The organism is Microvirga sp. jy35, from assembly GCF_056148915.1.
Genome location: NZ_JBWBEW010000001.1, coordinates 1 through 18,229, shown reverse-complemented (window position 1 = coordinate 18,229; position 18,229 = coordinate 1). Strand labels below are relative to the sequence as shown.

General features: G+C 58.2%; 15 protein-coding genes. 9 read left to right on the top strand and 6 right to left on the bottom strand.

The features are described 5' to 3' along the window. Positions 1 to 207: 207 nt before the first annotated feature. Together AC0QTX_RS00075 and AC0QTX_RS00070 are read right to left on the bottom strand one after the other, a co-directional pair. Positions 208 to 879 (bottom strand): GntR family transcriptional regulator, encoded by a 672-nt coding sequence (locus tag AC0QTX_RS00075; RefSeq protein WP_474601779.1) that lies wholly within the window; start codon positions 877 to 879, stop codon positions 208 to 210. Positions 880 to 889: 10 nt separating this feature from the next. Then, positions 890 to 1,783, bottom strand: coding sequence for a dihydrodipicolinate synthase family protein (locus AC0QTX_RS00070; protein ID WP_474601778.1), 894 nt, complete (start codon positions 1,781 to 1,783; stop codon positions 890 to 892). Between the two features lie 172 nt (positions 1,784 to 1,955). On the opposite strand from AC0QTX_RS00070, the gene AC0QTX_RS00065 reads away from it, so the two are divergent. The 3 genes from AC0QTX_RS00065 (at position 1,956) to AC0QTX_RS00055 (ending at position 4,908) form a co-directional block, all read left to right on the top strand. Continuing rightward, complete coding sequence (locus tag AC0QTX_RS00065; RefSeq protein WP_474601777.1) at positions 1,956 to 2,960, top strand: sialic acid TRAP transporter substrate-binding protein SiaP; 1,005 nt, start codon at positions 1,956 to 1,958, stop codon at positions 2,958 to 2,960. Positions 2,961 to 3,112: 152 nt separating this feature from the next. Further along, on the top strand, positions 3,113 to 3,616 hold the full coding sequence (locus tag AC0QTX_RS00060; RefSeq protein WP_474601776.1) for a TRAP transporter small permease: 504 nt from the start codon (positions 3,113 to 3,115) through the stop codon (positions 3,614 to 3,616). Further along, the gene (locus tag AC0QTX_RS00055) at positions 3,613 to 4,908 is read left to right on the top strand and encodes a TRAP transporter large permease (RefSeq protein ID WP_474601775.1); all 1,296 of its coding nucleotides are present in this window, start codon (positions 3,613 to 3,615) and stop codon (positions 4,906 to 4,908) included. Before AC0QTX_RS00060 ends, AC0QTX_RS00055 begins: the two co-directional genes overlap by 4 nt. A 183-nt stretch (positions 4,909 to 5,091) precedes the next feature. On the opposite strand, the gene AC0QTX_RS00050 is transcribed toward AC0QTX_RS00055, so the two are convergent. From AC0QTX_RS00050 to AC0QTX_RS00035, 4 genes are all read right to left on the bottom strand, one after another. Further along, entirely contained in the window at positions 5,092 to 5,898 is an 807-nt protein-coding gene (locus tag AC0QTX_RS00050; protein WP_474602072.1) for an amidohydrolase family protein, read from the bottom strand. 148 nt (positions 5,899 to 6,046) lie between these two features. Continuing rightward, a complete protein-coding gene (locus AC0QTX_RS00045; RefSeq protein ID WP_474601774.1) occupies positions 6,047 to 6,988 on the bottom strand; it encodes a substrate-binding domain-containing protein in 942 nt (313 codons plus the stop codon). 117 nt (positions 6,989 to 7,105) lie between these two features. After that, positions 7,106 to 8,101 carry an ABC transporter permease gene (locus AC0QTX_RS00040; RefSeq protein ID WP_474602071.1) on the bottom strand — a complete coding sequence of 332 codons (996 nt, stop codon included), beginning with the start codon at positions 8,099 to 8,101 and terminating at the stop codon, positions 7,106 to 7,108. Positions 8,102 to 8,106: 5 nt separating this feature from the next. Continuing rightward, positions 8,107 to 9,651 carry a sugar ABC transporter ATP-binding protein gene (locus AC0QTX_RS00035; protein ID WP_474601773.1) on the bottom strand — a complete coding sequence of 515 codons (1,545 nt, stop codon included), beginning with the start codon at positions 9,649 to 9,651 and terminating at the stop codon, positions 8,107 to 8,109. 510 nt (positions 9,652 to 10,161) lie between these two features. On the opposite strand from AC0QTX_RS00035, the gene AC0QTX_RS00030 reads away from it, so the two are divergent. From AC0QTX_RS00030 to AC0QTX_RS00005, 6 genes are all read left to right on the top strand, one after another. Further along, entirely contained in the window at positions 10,162 to 11,139 is a 978-nt protein-coding gene (locus AC0QTX_RS00030) for an aldo/keto reductase (RefSeq protein WP_474601772.1), read from the top strand. 150 nt (positions 11,140 to 11,289) lie between these two features. Next, entirely contained in the window at positions 11,290 to 11,724 is a 435-nt protein-coding gene (locus tag AC0QTX_RS00025) for an RbsD/FucU family protein (RefSeq protein ID WP_474601771.1), read from the top strand. 507 nt (positions 11,725 to 12,231) lie between these two features. Beyond that, a complete protein-coding gene (locus AC0QTX_RS00020) occupies positions 12,232 to 13,824 on the top strand; it encodes an ABC transporter substrate-binding protein (protein WP_474601770.1) in 1,593 nt (530 codons plus the stop codon). Between the two features lie 566 nt (positions 13,825 to 14,390). Then, positions 14,391 to 15,365, top strand: coding sequence for a Bug family tripartite tricarboxylate transporter substrate binding protein (locus tag AC0QTX_RS00015; protein WP_474601769.1), 975 nt, complete (start codon positions 14,391 to 14,393; stop codon positions 15,363 to 15,365). A gap of 119 nt (positions 15,366 to 15,484) precedes the next feature. After that, a complete protein-coding gene (locus tag AC0QTX_RS00010) occupies positions 15,485 to 16,513 on the top strand; it encodes an amidohydrolase family protein (RefSeq protein WP_474601768.1) in 1,029 nt (342 codons plus the stop codon). Between the two features lie 2 nt (positions 16,514 to 16,515). Beyond that, complete coding sequence (locus tag AC0QTX_RS00005; protein ID WP_474601767.1) at positions 16,516 to 18,114, top strand: FAD-dependent monooxygenase; 1,599 nt, start codon at positions 16,516 to 16,518, stop codon at positions 18,112 to 18,114. Positions 18,115 to 18,229 lie beyond the last annotated feature (115 nt).

The window sequence follows — 18,229 nt, the reverse complement described above, 5'->3', positions numbered from 1 at the left end:
GCACGGAGAGCTTATTGACGCAGGCGGGTGCTGCACTGAAGCGTTCGAATTGTAGGCGTCTGGTTATCGATAAGGGCAACTTGGTACAATCAGGATCGGATGGCTCCTCTCATCATCTGGCGCAGACGCCGCACCCAACCCTCTGGAAACCATGTAGCGCACCTCTGGTTGTTGGCCGCTGGGTCAGGAACAGCTAAATAAGGCCGGTCACCTGAGCCCGAGAGCTCGGTTCCTCGCGCTGTTGATATGGGCTTCCATCGCGGCAACCGCTTGAGAGGAATCGCGGGTATCCATCGCGTCGATAATGGCCATATGCTCCTGCATCACGGGTGGGACCAAAGCCTCGGAGAGGAGCGTCTGCTCCTGTCTTATGAGGCGCACTTTGATAGAGTTGACCCGATAGGCATCGGCAATGATGGCATTGCCGAGGAATGCGATGATGGTCCAGTGCAGGTTCCAGTCGACCGCCTGGGCTCGTGCTACGAGGTCCGCCGTGACGCCTCCGCGGTACTCGGCCAGAATGCTCTCATGGTCATGCCTAAGCTGAGCGAGCGTCGCGTCACTCGCCTCAGCGGTAAAGATCGCCACCGCTGCGCTTTCCATAAAGAGCCGGAACTGGAACGCGTCCCGGATCAGGCTCAAGTCAACATGAGCAACCTGCATGCCCCGCTGCGGAACCGTCTTGATGAGACCTTCCGACTCGAGCCGAGGTACGAGTTCCCGGATGGCTCCAAGCGACAGGCCAGTCAGCTCGACGAGCTGGCGTTGCGAGATGAATTGACCGGGGCGGATGTCTCTTGCCAGGAGATGGTGCGTAAATCGGTCATAGGCTTTCTCCCGAAGCTTGGGCCCAGCCCCAACTGAATCGGCCTCCTCCATCCTTGCCTCGTCAAGCTGCCGTTTTCGGGAAAAGATGATCGTAGAACGAGCCGAGCCGCTCGGCATCCGCAGCCGATACCCGGACGAAGGGTGATCTGACGTTCAGCCAGGCTGCATCCCCGGTCCGGTGAGCGACGAGGGCTTTCACCGCAGGTGTGACCGGATACTTCAGCACTTCGTCGACAAGCCTGTTGACGCGCTCATCTCCTTGTCCGTCCGTAGCCAGTGGTCGGAGAACGGCAGGGCAAACATTGGCGAGGCCGGAGATGGCTCCTTGTCCGCCTCGTCGCACGCCTTCTGCAAGGTAGCGCTCATCTCCGATCAGGATTGCGAGATCCGTGTGACTCTCGAGGAGGCGCTGAGTGTATTCCCAGTCGCCTGAAGAATCCTTCACGCCCGTGACGATGCCAGGAAACTGCTTCTTGAGCCGGTTGATCAGCTCAATCGAAAGCGAAATCTGCGTAACGGAGGGTATGTTATAGAGGATGACGCCGCGTGCAGCTGGTCCCAGCTTCTCCAGAACAGAAGCATACCAAGAGAAGAGGCCCTCATCAGTGACACCTTTGAAATAGTAAGGCGGGGTCAGCAGAAGACCGCGGCAGCCGAAATCCGACGCCATGCGTCCCTGTAAGAGAGCCTCGTGCACCGACGTGGCTGCCACGCAATAAACCACGTCATTCCCACTGATCCCGGCACTGGCGAGTGCTCCCAACACCTGCTCTCGTCCTGACATGCCGACCGAGGCACCTTCACCTGTCGTGCCAAACAAAGTGATGCTGTTGCATCCATTGGAGAGGCACCAGTTCGCGTGCTCTGCCATTCGGGAGAGATCAAGCGACTCGTCTGGACGGAAAGGCGTCGTCATTGCCGCGGAAAGGCCAAAGCGGTCGGCAGACACAGTCACATCAAGAATCCTTGGTTCCGGTCCAGGCGGTAAGCCGTTCCTGGAGTACTAGGCTGAAGTCTGACATGTTAGTCTGATGTCAGATATTTACAAGCAGGGGATTGCCGGTGCAGGATACGTTTCAAGGGTGAATTCGATAACGCCCTGGAGCATTCAAATATTTGGGAGGACAATGATGTTCGCTTCATTCTCGCGGCGCCTGTTCATTGGGACAGTTGCAGCAACGGCCGTGGCGGCTTTGGCTCCAGTCCAAGCCGCTGATCCGATCAAGCTCCGCATCTCGACACCCGCCGTAGAAGCCGATTGGCATGCCAAGATGCTTCCGGTGTTCAAGCAGGAATTGGAGAAGTCCTCTCCGGGCCAGTTCGATGTGGAAATCCACCTGAACGGCACCCTGTTCAAGCAGGGCACCGAGCCTGCCGCCATGCAACGCGGCAACCTTGAGATGGCGATGATCTCGGCATTCGACATCTCCAAGCAGGTTCCGGAATGGTCCATCTTCACGGCCGGCTACCTGCTGCGGGATCCCGACCATCAGACGAAGGTGTTTGGGAGCGATGTGGGCAAGGAGATGTACGGTCTCGTTGAAGAAAAGATGGGCATCAAGATTCTTGATGTCGGCTACTTGGGAACCCGCCAGCTGAACTTGCGGACGGAAAAGGAGGTCAAGACTCCAGCCGATCTCGCAGGGGTGAAGCTGCGCATGCCCGGATCTGATACCTGGCTGTTCCTCGGCAAGGCTCTCGGTGCCAACCCGCTGCCGGTTGCGTTCGGTGAGATCTATACTGCGCTGCAGACCGGCGCGATTGATGGCCAAGATAATCCGCTCCCGACAGTTCGTGCGGCGAAGTTCTATGAAGTCACAAAGCAGGTCGTGCTCACGGATCACCTGGTGGATGCGATCTTTCTGTCCATGGCGGGCTCCACGTGGAAGAAGCTCGATGATAAACAGAAGACCGCTGTGACGAATGCCGCCAAGGCGGCGGTTCGCTTCAACAACGAGAACCGGATCAAGGAAGAGGCCGAATTGGCCGATTTCTTCAAAGCTCAGGGCCTGAAGGTGTACAAGCCCAACGTCGAGGCCTTCCGCGCCCAGGTGCAGAAGACATATCTGGAATCCGACCTGTCCAAGGCCTGGCCGAAGGGAATGGTCGATCGCGTCAACGCGATCAAGTAAGCGGATCGCTCCACTGCGCCTGCGACTGCTTCGGAAGTCCCGCAGCTTCCGAAGCAGTCGCTCAAAGCTGCTCCATAGTCACTCGACCGCTCCTGTGAATGCGGCAGGCGAAGGCCAGCCGCGCTCCACCGGGTCACCATTCGTGAGCTGCCATGCAATCTCTCCGCGCCCGCCTGCGCTACTTCGCCGAACTGGTTACAGTCATCCTGTTCATGGCAATGTTCGCTGCTTTTCTTCTCCAAGTCTTTACCCGGTATATCCTCAATGACCCGGTGGCGTGGACGCAGGAATTCGTACTGATAGCCTATATATGGATCGTGTTCTGGTGCGCAGCGTTCTTGCTGCGCGAGCGGGAGCATATCACCTTCGATATGTTGTTTTTGGCTCTTCCCCTTGCTGGACGGCGCGTGCTCGCCATTGTTCTGACCGCGCTGACTGGAGTTGCATTCGTCGCGGCTCTTCCGGCAACGTTTGACTATGTGACCTTCATGAAGATCGAGAGGAGCCCCGTTATCGGGCTTCGGTTTGACGTTCTGTATTCCATCTTTGTCGTCTTCGTGATTGCAGTGGCGATCGGCGCGGTGGTGCGGGTCTGGCGTCTTCTCCGCCGCTCATGGCAGGACGAACTTGGGACCAAAGGGGACTTCGAACCATGAGCTCTATCTTCATTCTCACGCTCGTGGCCTTCTTCGGTCTCGCTCTGTTGGGGATGCCGGTCGCCTTTGCAATGTTCGTGGCCTCCATCGGCTACCTGATCGCCTCTGGCCGCGACATTGGGCTATTCGGCGAGCAGATTCTCAACGGCCTCTACGATTCGTTTGTGCTGTTGGCAGTGCCGCTCTTCATCCTGGCTGCGAACATCATGAACGCCAGCGGTGTATCCGATCGTCTCTTCATGTTCTGTCAGGCGCTCGTTGGCCGTTTCCGGGGTGGTCTCGCGCAAGTCGATATTCTGGTCAGCATCATCTTCTCAGGGATGTCCGGCTCGGCAATTGCGGACGCAGCCGGGCCCGGCAAGCTCGTTACGCAGATGATGATCAAGCAGGGGCGCATTCCACCGGGGTTTGCTGCCTCGGTTGCTGCATCATCTGCAACTATCGGCCCGATCATACCTCCGTCTATCCCGATGGTGATCTACGCCGTCGTCTCCGACACGTCAGTCGGATATCTCTTTCTTGGCGGAGTGATTCCAGGGTTGATCATGGGCCTGGCCCAGATGGGATTAGTGGGCTTCATTGCCCGAAAGCGGAACTTTCCACGAGGTGAGGGTATCCCGCTGAGCGAGCTCCCACGTACGACATACCGGGCGGTTCCGGCGCTCCTCATGCCAGTGATCCTGCTTTACTGTATTTACGGCGGGGCGACGACGCCGACAGAAGCGGCTGCGATTGCGGCAGCCTATGCCCTTGTACTCGCCGTGTTCTTCTACCGGGAGCTCTCATGGAAGGAGGGCTTCAAGGTTCTGGTGGAGTCCAGCAAGGCGACAAGCGTGGTGGCGCTTCTCATCGCCGGCGCCTTGATCTTCAACTATATCGTGGCTTCGGAACGGCTCCCCGAGCAGGTCGGCCGCCTTCTCGATGGCCTCGATGTCTCTCCACTCGTCTTCCTTTTGCTCGTCAACCTGCTCTTCCTGGTACTCGGCTGTCTGTTCGACGCTACGACGCTTCTACTCGTCCTCGTGCCGCTGTTCCTGCCGGCTGCAAGAGCGCTGGGCATCGACCTCGTTCATTTCGGCGTTGTCATCGTCGTCAATATCATGATCGGACTCATCACGCCCCCCTATGGAGTGCTGCTGTTCGTGATGAGCGGCTTAACTGGAATTCCGCTGCGTGACATCATCCGTGAAATCTGGGCCTTCATCGGCATTCTCGTTGCCGCTCTGCTGCTGATGATCTTCGTCCCGGAGGTTGTTCTCTGGCTGCCGCGGTATTTCGGTTACAAGGGCTAACCGTTGCACCGGAGCTTCCTGCAGCTTCGACCCGGATTCGGCATTCTGTCGGGCCGACATCGAGTACTGCCTCGCAACCTCCACCATCCCATATGATCGGGATGTTCAGATCCATCAATCGTGGGTCCCAACTCAAGATGCGCGGCAAGCCGGACCGCGGTGGCTCTCATGGGGCTCCAACCGTCAGGACAAGCCGTAAAAGCGCAGAGCCGTTCCGCCGAACAGCGCGCTCTTCTGATCCGGCGGCAGATGAGCGGTGAGGTTCTGCGCCCACTGCCACCATTGAAGATAGGTGCTGCGCAATGTGCAAACTGGCCAGTCGCTGCCGAACATCAGGCGCTCTGGCCCGAAAAGAGCGAGGAGGGCCTGAGAGACAGGTTCGAGGGCAGCCAGTGAGACTTGCTCAGCACATTCGGTCACAAGGCCAGAGAACTTGCAGTGCACATGGGGGTTCCTGGCCAATCGTGCCAGATCTCCGTGCCACGAGCTCAAGTCACCTCCGATCGGCGGCTTGGCGCCATGGTCGATCACGACTTTCAAGTCCGGATGTCGCTCAATCAGCCGCAGAAGATTGGGTAGGTGTCGTGGAAGAACAAGGGCATCGAAGCGGAGGCGGAGATCGACAAGTGCTCGATAGACGCCTGCCAGTTCCGCGTTCAGCATCCAGTCATCGTCAGGGATATCCTGCAGCATGGGGCGAATACCCAGAAGCAGCCTGTTGGAGGCTAATTTCTCCAGTTCGTCTATGGCATCCGGAGCTAGCATGTCGACCCAGCCGACCACCCCTTTGACTTTTGGTTCGTTCTCCGCGACCGAGAGAAGATACCGGGTCTCCTCCAGAGTTGGTGCAGCCTGAACGAGGATCGCATAATCCACCCCGGCCTGTTCCCAGCATGACCGGGCATCCTCAATTGTGAAGTCGCGATAGATCGGGCCAAGGTCAGGCGTGAGCCAGCCATAGTCGCCCCGCGACAATCGCCAGACATGCATGTGGGAATCGATGTGCGGGATCATCAACCGTGTGACCTCAGGAGCGCAGACCCGTAGACCTGATCATGGAATTTTGGCGACTGAAGGACTGCTTCCTTTTCACGGCGGAGCAGGGGAGAGGGGCTGACCCCTCTCCCGGCGCCTTTTCTCAATCATAGAGGACGGATGCTATCTTCGGGTCACTCATGTTCGACTTGTCGTAGTAGAAGAAGCCGGTATCGATGACCTTCTCGAGTTTCTCGCCTTTGAGGGCCTTCACGGCAGCTTCAACTGTCTTGTAGCCGATGCCGATGGGATTCTGGGTGATGGCTCCCGCCATGAGACCATCCTGGATCGCCTGCTTCTGCTGCTTTCCGGAATCGTAGCCGATGATGACGAGCTTGCGGTTCATCTCCTTGGCGCCATTGACGACGCCGATGGCCGAGCCCTCGTTCGCTCCGAAGATGCCTTTGAGGCGAGGGTTTGCCTGAAGGATCGACTTCGTGATCTCGGTGGACTTCAGGTGGTCGCCGGAACCGTATTGGACGCTCACGATCTTGACCTTGGGGTGCTTTTCCTTGATCCGGTTCACGAACCCGTCGCGCCGGTCGATGCCAGTGCGGCTGGTCTGATCGTGCACCACGAGAGCGATGTCGCCTTCGCCGCCGATCAGCTCCGCCATCTTGTCGGCCGCCAGTGCCGCGGCCGCAAGATTGTTCGTGGTAGCCGTGGTCACCGGAATGTCGCTGTCGACGCCGGAATCGAAGGCCACGACCGGAATTTTAGCGGATTGCGCCTTGCGCAGGAGCGGGATGGCCGCCTGGCTGTCAAGGGCTGCTAAGCCGATCGCTTTCGGATTCTTGGCGAGAGCGGCCGAGACCATGTCGATCTGTTTGTCGACCATGGTTTCGCTGTCCGGCCCCTCAAACGTAATGCGCACGTTATTGTCTTTGGCGGCCTGTTCCGCGCCGGCCTTGACGGCCTGCCAGAACTGATGCTGAAAACCTTTCGAGACAAGCGGTATATAGATGTCCTGGGCGGTTGCGGGACCTGAAAGCCCGATGAGCGCTCCGATGCCGATGGCGCCAATGAGATTGCGTCTATTCCACATTTGTTCCTCCTGGTTATCCTTCATTGTTGATCCTGCCGACTGAGGTAGGGAATGTCTTGGTTGAGTGGTGTTGCGGTCCCGTCTGCTCCTTCATGATTGCAAGAGGTGGGCAAACTCCTAGCTTTTGCGGCGCAGGATGTCGGCATAGACAGCCAGAATGATGATGATCCCCGTCACGACGGTCTGCCATTCCTGAGCAACTGACAGGATGCGCAGGCCGTTCGTGAGCACGCTGATGATCAATGCGCCTATGATCGTTCCGAGGATGGTACCTCGGCCCCCGCTCAAGGAGGTTCCGCCGATGACCACGGCCGCGATGGCATCCAGTTCATACCCCTGCCCAAGCGCGGGCTGAGCCGAGTTGAGCCGCGAGGCGATGATCAGACCGGCGATGCCGCAGATCCCGCCGGAAACGGTGTAGACGATGATCTTCCAGAAGTCGGTGTTCACACCCGAGAGACGCACCGCTTCTTCGTTCGAGCCCAGCGCGAAGGTGTAACGTCCGAGAGCGGTGCGCGTGAGAACGAAACTTGAGACGATCGCTACGGCGAACAGGATCAGCACACCATTGGGAATCGGCAGGAAAGGCAGGATCGCTCCAATCAACGACTCCTGCGAGATCATCGAGAAGTTCGGCGTATCGTTGAAGTAGATTGGTCTGGTCCCCGAGATCACGAGGGCAAGCCCCTTCAGCAGCATCATCATGCCGAGAGTCGCAATGAAGGGAGGTATTTTCATCTTGGCGATGATGGTGCCGGAGACCGAGCCGCACAGAGCGCCTGCGGCGATGGCCGCAAGGATGCCTACAGGCATGGGCAGGCCCCAGTAGGTTAGCACCACGCCGGCAATGACGGCGCAGAAAGTCATCAATGTGCCGACAGACAGATCGATCCCGCCCGTGATGATGACGAATGTTGCGGCAACGGCGAGAACACCGTTCACGGCGGTTGCCTGCAGAATTCCGATCAGATTGTCGCTCTGCAGAAAATTCTCCGAGGCGATGCTGAAGACGGCCATCAGGGCGATCAGGCTGGCAAAGGCCAGGATCTTCTGCCATGCCCCCTGGCTCAGCACGGCCGACCTGACGATGGCCTGAGCGTCCTTCTCTACGATGGTCGTCACTTGGTTGATCTCCTAGCCACCGAATTCAAGGTGTCTGCCGTCAGGCTGTGCCGTTGTGTCGCCAGACGCATGATGTCCTCTTGCTTTGTACCCTCCGCAGGAAGCTCGCCAGTGAGGCGCCCCTCGCACATGACAGCGATCCGATGACTCATGCGCAGGATTTCTGGTAACTCGGATGATATCATCACGATGGCCCGACCCTGAGCCGCGAGTGTGTTCAGGAGCTTGTAGATTTCGTTCTTAGCGCCGACGTCGATGCCGCGGGTTGGCTCGTCGAAGAACAGGATCTCGCAGTCGCGCGCCAGCCATTTGGCAATCACGATCTTCTGCTGGTTGCCACCTGACAGGAATCTCACCTCCTGAGCATCCGATGGTGTCTTGATCCGCAACTGACTGATATACGCGCGTGCCGTTTCGCGGATGGCTCTCGACTTAAGAAAAATGTTCAGGGAAAGGAACTTGCTCAAGCACGGCATGACAACATTCGCTGCAACATCCATGCCGGTTGCCAGTCCAAACCGCTTTCTGTCCTCCGAGAGATAGCCGATCCCAAGCCGAACAGCATCTTGGGGCGAACGGATCGTCGCAGGCTTGCCTCTGACGGTGATCTCCCCGCCATCCAGCGGGTCGGCCCCGAAGATTGCTCGCGCCACCTCCGTGCGGCCAGCCCCCATCAAGCCGGCGAAGCCAAGGATTTCTCCTTTCCGCAGCTTGAAGCTGACGTCCTGAATGGCGTTGCTTCGACGGAGATTGCGGACCTCAAGCACCACGTCATGGCTTGACAGGTCGGGAACGTCCGTCTTCGTCTCGGTCAGGCTGCGACCGACCATCATCGAGATGATCGTGTCGATGCTCGTGGAAGCGGTCGGAACCGTGCCGACATATTCGCCGTCGCGCATGACTGTGACGCGGTCTGAGATTTCCTTCAACTCGTCCATCTTGTGGGAGATATAGATGATGCCCACACTTTCAGCTTTGAGTTGCCGTATAATGCTGAACAGCTCCGCAATCTCAGTCTTGTTCAGGGCGGCTGTAGGCTCATCCATGATCAAGACCTTGGATCTAAAGGACAGCGCCTTAGCGATTTCGACCATCTGCTGCTTGGCCACCGTGAGCTCGCCCACTTCGGCGCGAGGATCAAGCACCAGATGCATACGGGCGAAGATATCGGCGACAGCGCGGTTGAGGGCCGCCTCGTCGAGCAGAAGTCCCATAGCTCGCTTCGGCTCGCGGCCGATGAAGATGTTCTGTGCGGCAGTGAGTTCATTCATCAGGTTCAGTTCCTGGTGAATGATGCTGATGCCCAGATCTTGGGCAGCACGCGGCGATGTAATATCGACAAGCTCGCCCTCGATCAGGATTTCGCCGGCGTCCTTCTGGTAAATGCCGGCAAGAATTTTCATCAGGGTCGACTTACCGGCGCCGTTCTCTCCCATCAGGGCGTGGACTTCTCCCGGAAACAATTCGAAGCGAGCTTTCTTGAGAGCTCTTACCCCTGGGAATGACTTGTCGAGGTCCCTGATTGTGACGAGCGGCGTCATGAGCATCGCCCCGTTTGTCTACATGCCAGAGCACAAGGCCGCTGCAGGGAGGTGGAACATGCGATCAGGGCAGCATTCAAAACGACAATGTTCGTGATGATAAAAGCGTCCGTAAGCATCCATGCGAAGGCGCTCGGACGATCCAAAACCCAAATCACTGCGGACGCCAACAGGATTCCATCCTGTACCTGCATCTGCTCCTCCCGACCGCCCCCTGTGACGGTCCTGCACCTCTAGAGCCATTCTGTGTAGCTCCTTCGTGTGCCGGATCGGATTGAAAGCACAACAGCTTTTCTTGAAAGGATGATATTCATGAACGTCAAAGGCAAGCAACTGGAAATGCAATTCTGGAGATGTGGTAGATGGAGGATCTGTTACATAGTTTCTTCGCCTCTAAGGTCCTCCCTTGAGGCGCTGCCCTTGCTGGCCGAGGCTCGGCGCCATAGGCTTGAACCTACTCCTCGACAAAGCCGGATCGAAGCTGTCGAGTAATGTGAATGGAGTGCTCAGATGCCTGCCGCCCCGATTCAGAAGACCTTGCTTGAACGCGCGAATTTCTCAGTATCCAGGATCTGCTTCGGGACCTCCTCGCTTGGAGACATGCCTGGGACTTATGGTTATGACGTCAGTGAGGAGAGAGCGCGGGCGACCGTGCGGGCGATCTTCTCGGGTCCGGTGAATTTCCTCGATACATCCCGCATCTACGGTTTCGGCCGCAGCGAGGAACGAATTGGCGACGTCATCCGTGAGCGCGGTGGATTGCCGGAGGGATTTGTCCTCTCGACCAAGCTTGATCGCGACCCGCAGACCAACCGCTTCGATGCCTTGCAGGCACGGCGGTCGCTGGAGGAGAGTCTTCAAGCTCTTGGACTCGACCGCATCCATCTCCTTCATCTTCATGATCCGGAGCATGCCGCCTCGCTGGATGCGACCACGGGAGCGCAGGGAGCCCTTCCCGAGTTGTTCAAGATGAAGGAGGAGGGACTTGTAGAAGCCGTTGGCCTTGCCGCAGGATCGGTAGAGATCATGATGCCGCTCCTGCGTGACTGGGACTTCGATGCGATGATCACCCACAATCGCTTTACCTTGGCAAACCGAAATGCGGAGGCCATGATCAGCTACGCTCATTCAAAGGGGATCGCTGTTCTCAACGCGGCACCTTATGCAGGCGGCGTTCTGGCGAAGGGCTCTGATTCATACCCACGATATGTGTACCAAGAGGCTTCAGAAGACGTTCTGGATCCGATTCGCCGGATCGAAGCCATCTGTTCCAAGCACGGTGTTCCACCGGGCGCGGTAGCCCTGCAGTTTTCGATGCGAGACGAGCGGATCGCCTCGACAATATGCGGCGTCAGCAAGCCGGAGCGGGTTGCGCAGACGCTCGAATGGGCACACTGGCCGGTTCCGCAGGCCGTGTGGGATGAACTGGCATCGCTTTCCTACTCGGTCGACGATCCTGAGGCGAGGCGACAATACAATCCAGGATAGGCCGTGTAGATTCAATTAAGCCTTCTCAACATCGCCGAGCATCCGCAAAAAAGGGTTTATCTAGTGGTGGCCCGGGACCAGTGAGTGCCGGATCATCCTGTAAGAAGGCGCATAGGGTTCTAATCTCGAACTAATCAGGTTCATCCCACCATGCTGAAGAACATTAATCCCCTCCTATCCCCGGATCTGCTGATGGTGCTGCGCTCGATGGGACATGGCGACCAAATCGCTGTAGTCGACGGTAATTTCCCGGCGGCTGCCATGGCACAACGTCTCGTTAGGCTCGACGGGTTGTCAGCGACAGACGTCACCAGTGCCATTCTGTCGGTGATGCCTCTCGATGATTTCGTGCCAGAGGCCGCGTGGCGCATGGAGGTTGTGGGCGACCCTCACGCGGAACAGCCAATCTTCGAAGAGTTTCGCTCGATCATTGCACGTCACGAGGGCTCGAATTTCTCTCTTGCGGCTCTAGAGCGCTTTGCCTTCTACGAACGAGCCGAAGCTGCCTATGCAATCGTTTCGACGGGTGAAAAAAGGCTTTATGGCAATATAATCCTAAAGAAGGGTGTTGTCCGAAACGACTGATGTTTGTTGTGAGAACGTAGCTCATTCGTTGGAAGGAAGAAGTCCAGCCCGAACGGATGCAGTGATCAGGACTTAATGCGCCCGACACCAGCCGGATTCGATTCTGCCCCTAATTTATGCAAGCTCATGAATGAGCCTCCACCTGTGAGAGGCTATCTATCTTTTGGAGAATGAGAGCATGCCAGAATGTCCCCTTCTGGCACGAGGCGGATATACGCCGAATGTCCGCTCGAGTGAGGAGCAGCGGACCTTCCCAGGGTGTCTGCAATTCCCTAGGATGACCCGTAGAGACCTCTGCAGAGTGGGAACTCGCCGCGTGCCGCTCGATCATGCGACTGGAGCATGAATCAATTTTGCTCTGTCATGTCGGCCACAATCTGGTGCTTCCGCGCGTCAACATTGATCTTATCTCCACTGGACCACGTCAGGAACTCCTGCCACGCTGTGCCGTCCTGCCGTTGAGCCGGAGCCATCGCAATACGCGAACTGCCAGGGGAGAACAATCTGATGATACGAAATAGCGTATTTATCTACACCGCAGGGATCCTGATCGCGCAACTGTCCACACCCACCCTCTCAGCATCGCTGCGCTATGCGAACCAGGGCGACCTCAAGTCCCTTGATCCCTATACTCTCAACGAGACTACCACGAACGCCCACCTGGGCCATGTTTATGAGGGCCTCACTCGACGCGGGAAGGACTTGGCAATCCAGCCTTCTCTCGCGGAGCGTTGGGAGACCAGCGAGGATGGGTTGCGCTGGCGCTTCTACCTGCGCAAGGGCGTGACCTATCACAATGGAAGCTCTTTCACCGCCGACGATGTAATCTTCTCGGCCGACCGAGTGCGCATGGCCGGATCGAATTTCACCACGCGGGTGCCTACGAGCGCAAAGTTTGTCAAAATCGACGATTACACAGTTGATGTCTTGCTCACCTCCCCAAATCCGATCCTGAATTCACAGTGGGACACCTGGTATATCATGGACAAAGAGTGGAGCGAGGCGAACAACGCCACGGCTCCGACGCCTGCCGCTGCCACAACCCCAAGCTTCTCGTCGCTGAATGCGAACGGTACTGGTCCTTATAAGATTGAAAGCCATCAAGCCGGTGTAAGGACGATCTTCAAGAAAAACCCTGCCTGGTGGGACAAACCGGAGCACAATATCGACGAGATCGTGTTTACGCCCATCGGGAGTGATGCGACGCGGGTCGCGGCGCTCCTGTCGGGCGAGGTTGACGTGATCGAGCCTGTTCCGGTGCAGGATATCGCTCGCGTCAATTCCTCCCCTAATGCCCAGGTGCTCACTGGACCCGAACTGCGAACAATCTTCATCAACTTCGACTCAGCCCGTGATGAGCTTCTGTTCTCGAACGTGAAAGGGAAGAACCCATTCAAAGATGTGCGGGTTCGTGAGGCCATCTTCAAAGCGATTGACATCAATCTCATCCGCGACCGGGTGATGCGCGGTCTGTCAATGCCTTCTGCCCTGATGATTGCACCGGAACTCTTCCCCCATTCCAAGGATTTCACGCGGCCGGCCTTCGATCTTGAAGGAGCTAAAAAACTTCTTGCTGAGGCAGGATACCCGAATGGGTTTGAGGTCGGAATGGATTGCCCGAATGATCGCTACGTTAACGATGAGGCGATCTGCCAGGCAGTTGCCTCGATGCTCGCGCGGGCTGGGATCAAGATAAATCTGACAGCTCAGCCGAAGGCGCTCTACTTCGCGAAAGCCGGCAAGTCGGGAGGCTACACCACATCGCTTTCGCTGCTCGGCTGGACACCTGGCACTTTCGACAGCCACAACGTGCTCTATGATGTCATGGGTTGCCGGGATGTTGCAGGATCAAGCAGAGGTGAGACGAATTATGGTGGGTACTGCAACAAGGAACTCGATGCGTTGACAGACCAAATTCTGGTCGAGACAGATGCAGCAAAACGGAACCAGTTGATCAAGAAAGCCTTCGAAACCGCCTCCAAAGACTACAGCCATCTTCCCCTGCACCAGCAGGCCCTCGCTTGGGGCGTGTCGAAGAAGGTCAAGCTTGTTCAGCGTGCCGACAATCAGATCTTGTTCTATTGGGCAAAGAAGGAATAGTGAGCTAAACGGAAGGGTACTCACTTTTTGAAGCAACTTTGTTTCATAAAACAGGACCTCCTCACTAGCAGTTGTTAGGCAAGTGAGGAGGTCTCCTGTCATGTGCTTGCCGGTCCCAGCTAGCAGGCGATAGACCTCTCCGCCCCAATGCGCGCAGCGCTCGGTCGCACGATCTGACGAGTGACCAGCCTTCTGTGTACCCAGCGCGGGATGGAGGCACAGCAGTAGGCCTCCCTACCACACGGCGGCACATCGTGCGCAGGCTTGGGAAGGGGAGTATCCGTCGGCGGGTGTGAGGGAATGTCCCGGTCTAGCACTCCTGAGACTTAAGACCTTGGCCCGATTAGGCGCTCACGAGCTGACATTGATTGAGCGGTCGGATCGCGAAAGGTTGACTCCAGACAGACATTGCACTCGCTGACCTGGCCCACGCAGGCCGTAACTCTGGCCCTCTGAACCCTTGTCTGCAGGCCCAAGAACTCCATTCTCCATACCCAGAGGGCACCGGAGCAAACCGGTCACTGCGCGCCAACGCAGCCTCGCAAGAATGGATTCGGAGGAAGCTCATGGTGGGATTGTCGCGCCGGAGCCTGCTCGCCGCCCTGGCGATGTCGGCTGCCGCCCCTGGCCTGACCCAGGCTCAGGGCCTGTCTGATCGGAATATCTTCATCATCGTCCCCTTCACCCCTGGCAGCGGGCCCGATGTGCTGGCGCGCATCGTCGGCGAGGAACTGCGCAAGCGCTGGAACCAGCCCGTCATCATCGACAACAAGCCCGGCGCCAGCGGCAACATCGGCGCGGCCGCTGCGGCTCGCACGGAGCCCGATGGTCATACGATCCTGCTCAGCGTCAACACGTTCCTGATGAATGCCGCGCTCTCCAAGAGTCTGTCCTACGATCCCGTGAAGAGCTTCGCGCCGATCGTCGAACTCGCCACGGGTTCGCTCGTTCTGGCCGTCCATCCCTCGATCCCGGTGAAGAGCACAAGGGAACTGATCGACTATGCCAAGGGCAAGCCCGGCCAGGTCACCTACGCATCGCCCGGGCGCGGGACGCCGCAGCATCTCGCGATGGAACTGTTCAAGCTCACGGCTGGCGTGGATCTCCGGCACGTCCCCTACACGGGCTCCGCTGGAGCCGTGAAGGATCTGGTGGGCGGGCATGTGGGTGCTATGTTCGTTCCGGTGCACACCGTGCTGCCGATGGCGGCCGAGAACCAGGTTCGCCTGCTGGCGCTCGGAAGTGAGAAGCGCTCCACACTCGCGCCGGATGTGCCGACCCTGGCCGAAGAGGGGGTCAGTGGGTTCGAGGTCGACCTCTGGTATGCCTTGAGCGCTCCGGCCGGCACGCCGAAGGACATCATCGATCGCTACAATAAGGCTGTGAACGAGATCCTCACATCGCCCGATGTCCGCGACCAGTTCGCCAAGCAGGGGCTCGTGCCGGTCGGCGGGTCGCCCCAGCAACTAGCTGCCCTCATCGAGAAGGATCTGCCCCGCTGGGCGAAAGTGGTCAAGGACGCAGGCATCGCTCAGGAATGAGCGCCAAAACTGCTTCCGTGTGCGAAGCGACAAAGCAAGCCTTGAATCGGTGCGTTGTCCTGGCTCACCGCTAGGGTATCGGTCCCCCGTTCTACAAGGCATTTTACGAGGAGACTTCGATGAAGCGGATCGATGCGTTCACGCACTTCTTTCCGAAAGGCTACTACGATCTGATGGGAGAGGTCGCGGGCCACATGGGGGACATGGTCCGCCGCGCCCGCGCCATTCCGGCGATCCACGATCTCGACGAGCGCTTTCGCGTGATGGACAAGTTCCCAGATTATGCGCAGGTTCTGTCGCTGCCGGCTCCGCCGTTGGAGATCATCTCGGGAGGCAATCCGGACACGGCGCTCGAACTCGCCAAGCGCTGCAATGACGGGCTTGCGGAACTGTGCGCCAAGTATCCTGACCGCTTTCCCGCCTTTGTTGCCCAGACGCCTCTTGCAACTCCCGATGCCGGCGTAGCGGAAACCCAGCGCGCTATCCGCGATCTCGGCGCGATCGGCACCCAAATCTACAGCAATGTGGCCGGAAAGCCGCTCGACCGGCCGGAATTCGAAGCCTTCTTCGCGGCGATGAACGAACTCCGCAAGCCTATCTGGCTACATCCCTCGCGAGGTGCCAACCATCCGGACTATCTCGATGAAAAGAAGTCGCTCTATGAGATCTGGTGGACCTTTGGCTGGCCCTACGAGACCAGTGTCGCCATGGCGCGGCTTGTCTTCTCGCAAACCCTCGACAGGTATCCCAACCTCAAGATCATTGCGCATCACCTCGGCGCCATGGTTCCCTATTTCGAAGGGCGCGTCGGACCAGGGTGGGATCAGCTTGGCAAGCGCACCTCCGACGAGGATTACTTCTCCCTCCTGAAGAGTTTGAAGAAGCGTCCGCTGGACTACTTCAAACAGGATTTCTACGCCGACACGGCCGTGTTCGGCTCGAAGGCGGCCACCATGTGCGGGCTCGAGTTCTACGGCGTCGACCATGTGGTGTTCGCATCCGACTGCCCCTTCGATCCCGAGCAGGGACCTGGCTACATCCGTGAAACCCTCCAGATTTTAGAGGGGTTGGACCTGTCCAGGGAGGATAAGGAAAAGATCTACTTCAGGAATCTGGAACAGCTCACCGGGCATCGTTTCTCAAGCTGACAATGGGCGACGAAAAAAAGGACGACACGCAGGTCATCATCGTCGGAGGCGGCCCTGTCGGCATGGGGCTGGCGATCGAACTCGGGCAACACGGAATCCGCTGCGTTGTCGTCGAGCGCTACACGTCTCCGCAAGCCATTCCGAAAGGGCAAAATCTAACCCAGCGAACGATGGAGCATTTCCATTTCTGGGGTGCGGAAAAGGCCTTGCGTGCAGCGCGAACCATCCCACGCGACTATGGCATCGGAGGATTGACGGCGTATGGAACCCTGCTGGGGGATTACACCTACGACTGGCTTCAGCGGGAACTCGTAAGGCCCTTCTATTTCACGGACAACGAGCGGCTGCCGCAATACGCGACGGAGGCGGTGCTCCGGCAGCGCGCGGCCCAGATCCCGTACGTGAGCACATTCTATGGGTGGAACGCCGAGGAGATAAGCCAGGATCATGATGGCGTGCATGTGGTCATCGCGAAGCGTGGGCAGGACGAGCGCCGGGTTCTGCATGCCCGATACCTTGCAGGCTGCGATGGCAGCCGATCTTTGGTGAGGGAACAGAGCGGAATCACCCAGACCCGCTCGGATCACGACCGGCTCATGGTCCTTCTGGTGTTCCGCTCGAAAGGCCTGCATCAGCTCCTGGAGCGCTACCCCGGCAAGTCATACTACAATGTCCTTGATCCGGAACTGAAGGGATACTGGAAGTTCTTCGGTCGTGTCGATCTCGGAACGACGTGGTTCTTTCATGCGCCGGTCCCGCTCGGAACGACCAAGGACAATTTCGACTTCAGGCAATATCTCCATTCCGCAGTTGGGGCAGAGTTCGACGTCGACTTCGAGCACATCGGGTTCTGGGAGTTGCGCGTTGCCACGGCAGATACCTACCGAAAGGGCCGCATCTTCATTGCCGGTGATGCGGCGCACAGCCACCCACCCTATGGTGGCTATGGCATCAACACCGGCTTCGAGGATGCGGCAAACCTTGGCTGGAAGCTTGCCGCCACGTTGCAGGGCTGGGCCGGGCCCAGGCTCCTTGACACTTACGACGAAGAGCGGAGGCCGGTCTTTCAGTCGACGACGCGGGATTTCATCGAGCGGGCCATCGAGGCCGACAGACGATTCCTGAACGCGTTCAATCCGGAGCGCGACCGGAGCACGTTTGAGCGTGAGTGGCGGGATCGGAGTTCCGGCGCAAAGGCCGAGATCAATGCCTTCGAACCTAACTATCGCGGCTCCTCGATCATGTGGGGAGACCCCGGAAGCGGCTGCAGTGCTCTCGGTTCACATAGTTTCCTGGCCCGGGCGGGACATCACCTTGCACCTTCGCTTCTCTCGTCGGGTCGCAACATCTTTGAGGATCTGGGTCAGGGCTTCTCCCTTCTGGGCCTAGATGTCCATGAAAGCACCCTGAGATCCTTCGAAGCCGCCGCCAAGCGATTGGGCATGCCGCTCAAGATCATCAGGGATACCTGCTACGGTGGCCGAGAGCGATATCAGGCAAGGCTGATTCTCATCCGCCCTGACCAGTTCGTCGCCTGGGCTTCCAGCGAGAGCAGCGTCGACGGAGCAGAGGTCCTGAGCCGGACCATCGGTGCAGGATAGCTGCTGCCTGCTCAGAAACCGGAGGTCTGCTTAGGGCAGATTTCGTTGAAAAAGTCCTCGTGATTAGCGACGGATCGTGATTCCCTGATCGGGCATTCTCAGCGGAGGATCGGGC

Bases quoted from the DNA above. Each gene is read 5' to 3' on its own strand.
- AC0QTX_RS00050 (WP_474602072.1), bottom strand. From the start codon at position 5,898: ATGCATGTCTGGCGATTGTCGCGGGGCGACTATGGCTGGCTCACGCCT.
- AC0QTX_RS00020 (WP_474601770.1), top strand. From the start codon at position 12,232: ATGATACGAAATAGCGTATTTATCTACACCGCAGGGATCCTGATCGCG.
- AC0QTX_RS00030 (WP_474601772.1), top strand. From the start codon at position 10,162: ATGCCTGCCGCCCCGATTCAGAAGACCTTGCTTGAACGCGCGAATTTC.
- AC0QTX_RS00045 (WP_474601774.1), bottom strand. From the start codon at position 6,988: ATGTGGAATAGACGCAATCTCATTGGCGCCATCGGCATCGGAGCGCTC.
- AC0QTX_RS00055 (WP_474601775.1), top strand. From the start codon at position 3,613: ATGAGCTCTATCTTCATTCTCACGCTCGTGGCCTTCTTCGGTCTCGCT.
- AC0QTX_RS00010 (WP_474601768.1), top strand. From the start codon at position 15,485: ATGAAGCGGATCGATGCGTTCACGCACTTCTTTCCGAAAGGCTACTAC.
- AC0QTX_RS00025 (WP_474601771.1), top strand. From the start codon at position 11,290: ATGCTGAAGAACATTAATCCCCTCCTATCCCCGGATCTGCTGATGGTG.
- AC0QTX_RS00005 (WP_474601767.1), top strand. From the start codon at position 16,516: ATGGGCGACGAAAAAAAGGACGACACGCAGGTCATCATCGTCGGAGGC.
- AC0QTX_RS00075 (WP_474601779.1), bottom strand. From the start codon at position 879: ATGGAGGAGGCCGATTCAGTTGGGGCTGGGCCCAAGCTTCGGGAGAAA.
- AC0QTX_RS00060 (WP_474601776.1), top strand. From the start codon at position 3,113: ATGCAATCTCTCCGCGCCCGCCTGCGCTACTTCGCCGAACTGGTTACA.
- AC0QTX_RS00065 (WP_474601777.1), top strand. From the start codon at position 1,956: ATGATGTTCGCTTCATTCTCGCGGCGCCTGTTCATTGGGACAGTTGCA.
- AC0QTX_RS00035 (WP_474601773.1), bottom strand. From the start codon at position 9,651: ATGACGCCGCTCGTCACAATCAGGGACCTCGACAAGTCATTCCCAGGG.
- AC0QTX_RS00015 (WP_474601769.1), top strand. From the start codon at position 14,391: ATGGTGGGATTGTCGCGCCGGAGCCTGCTCGCCGCCCTGGCGATGTCG.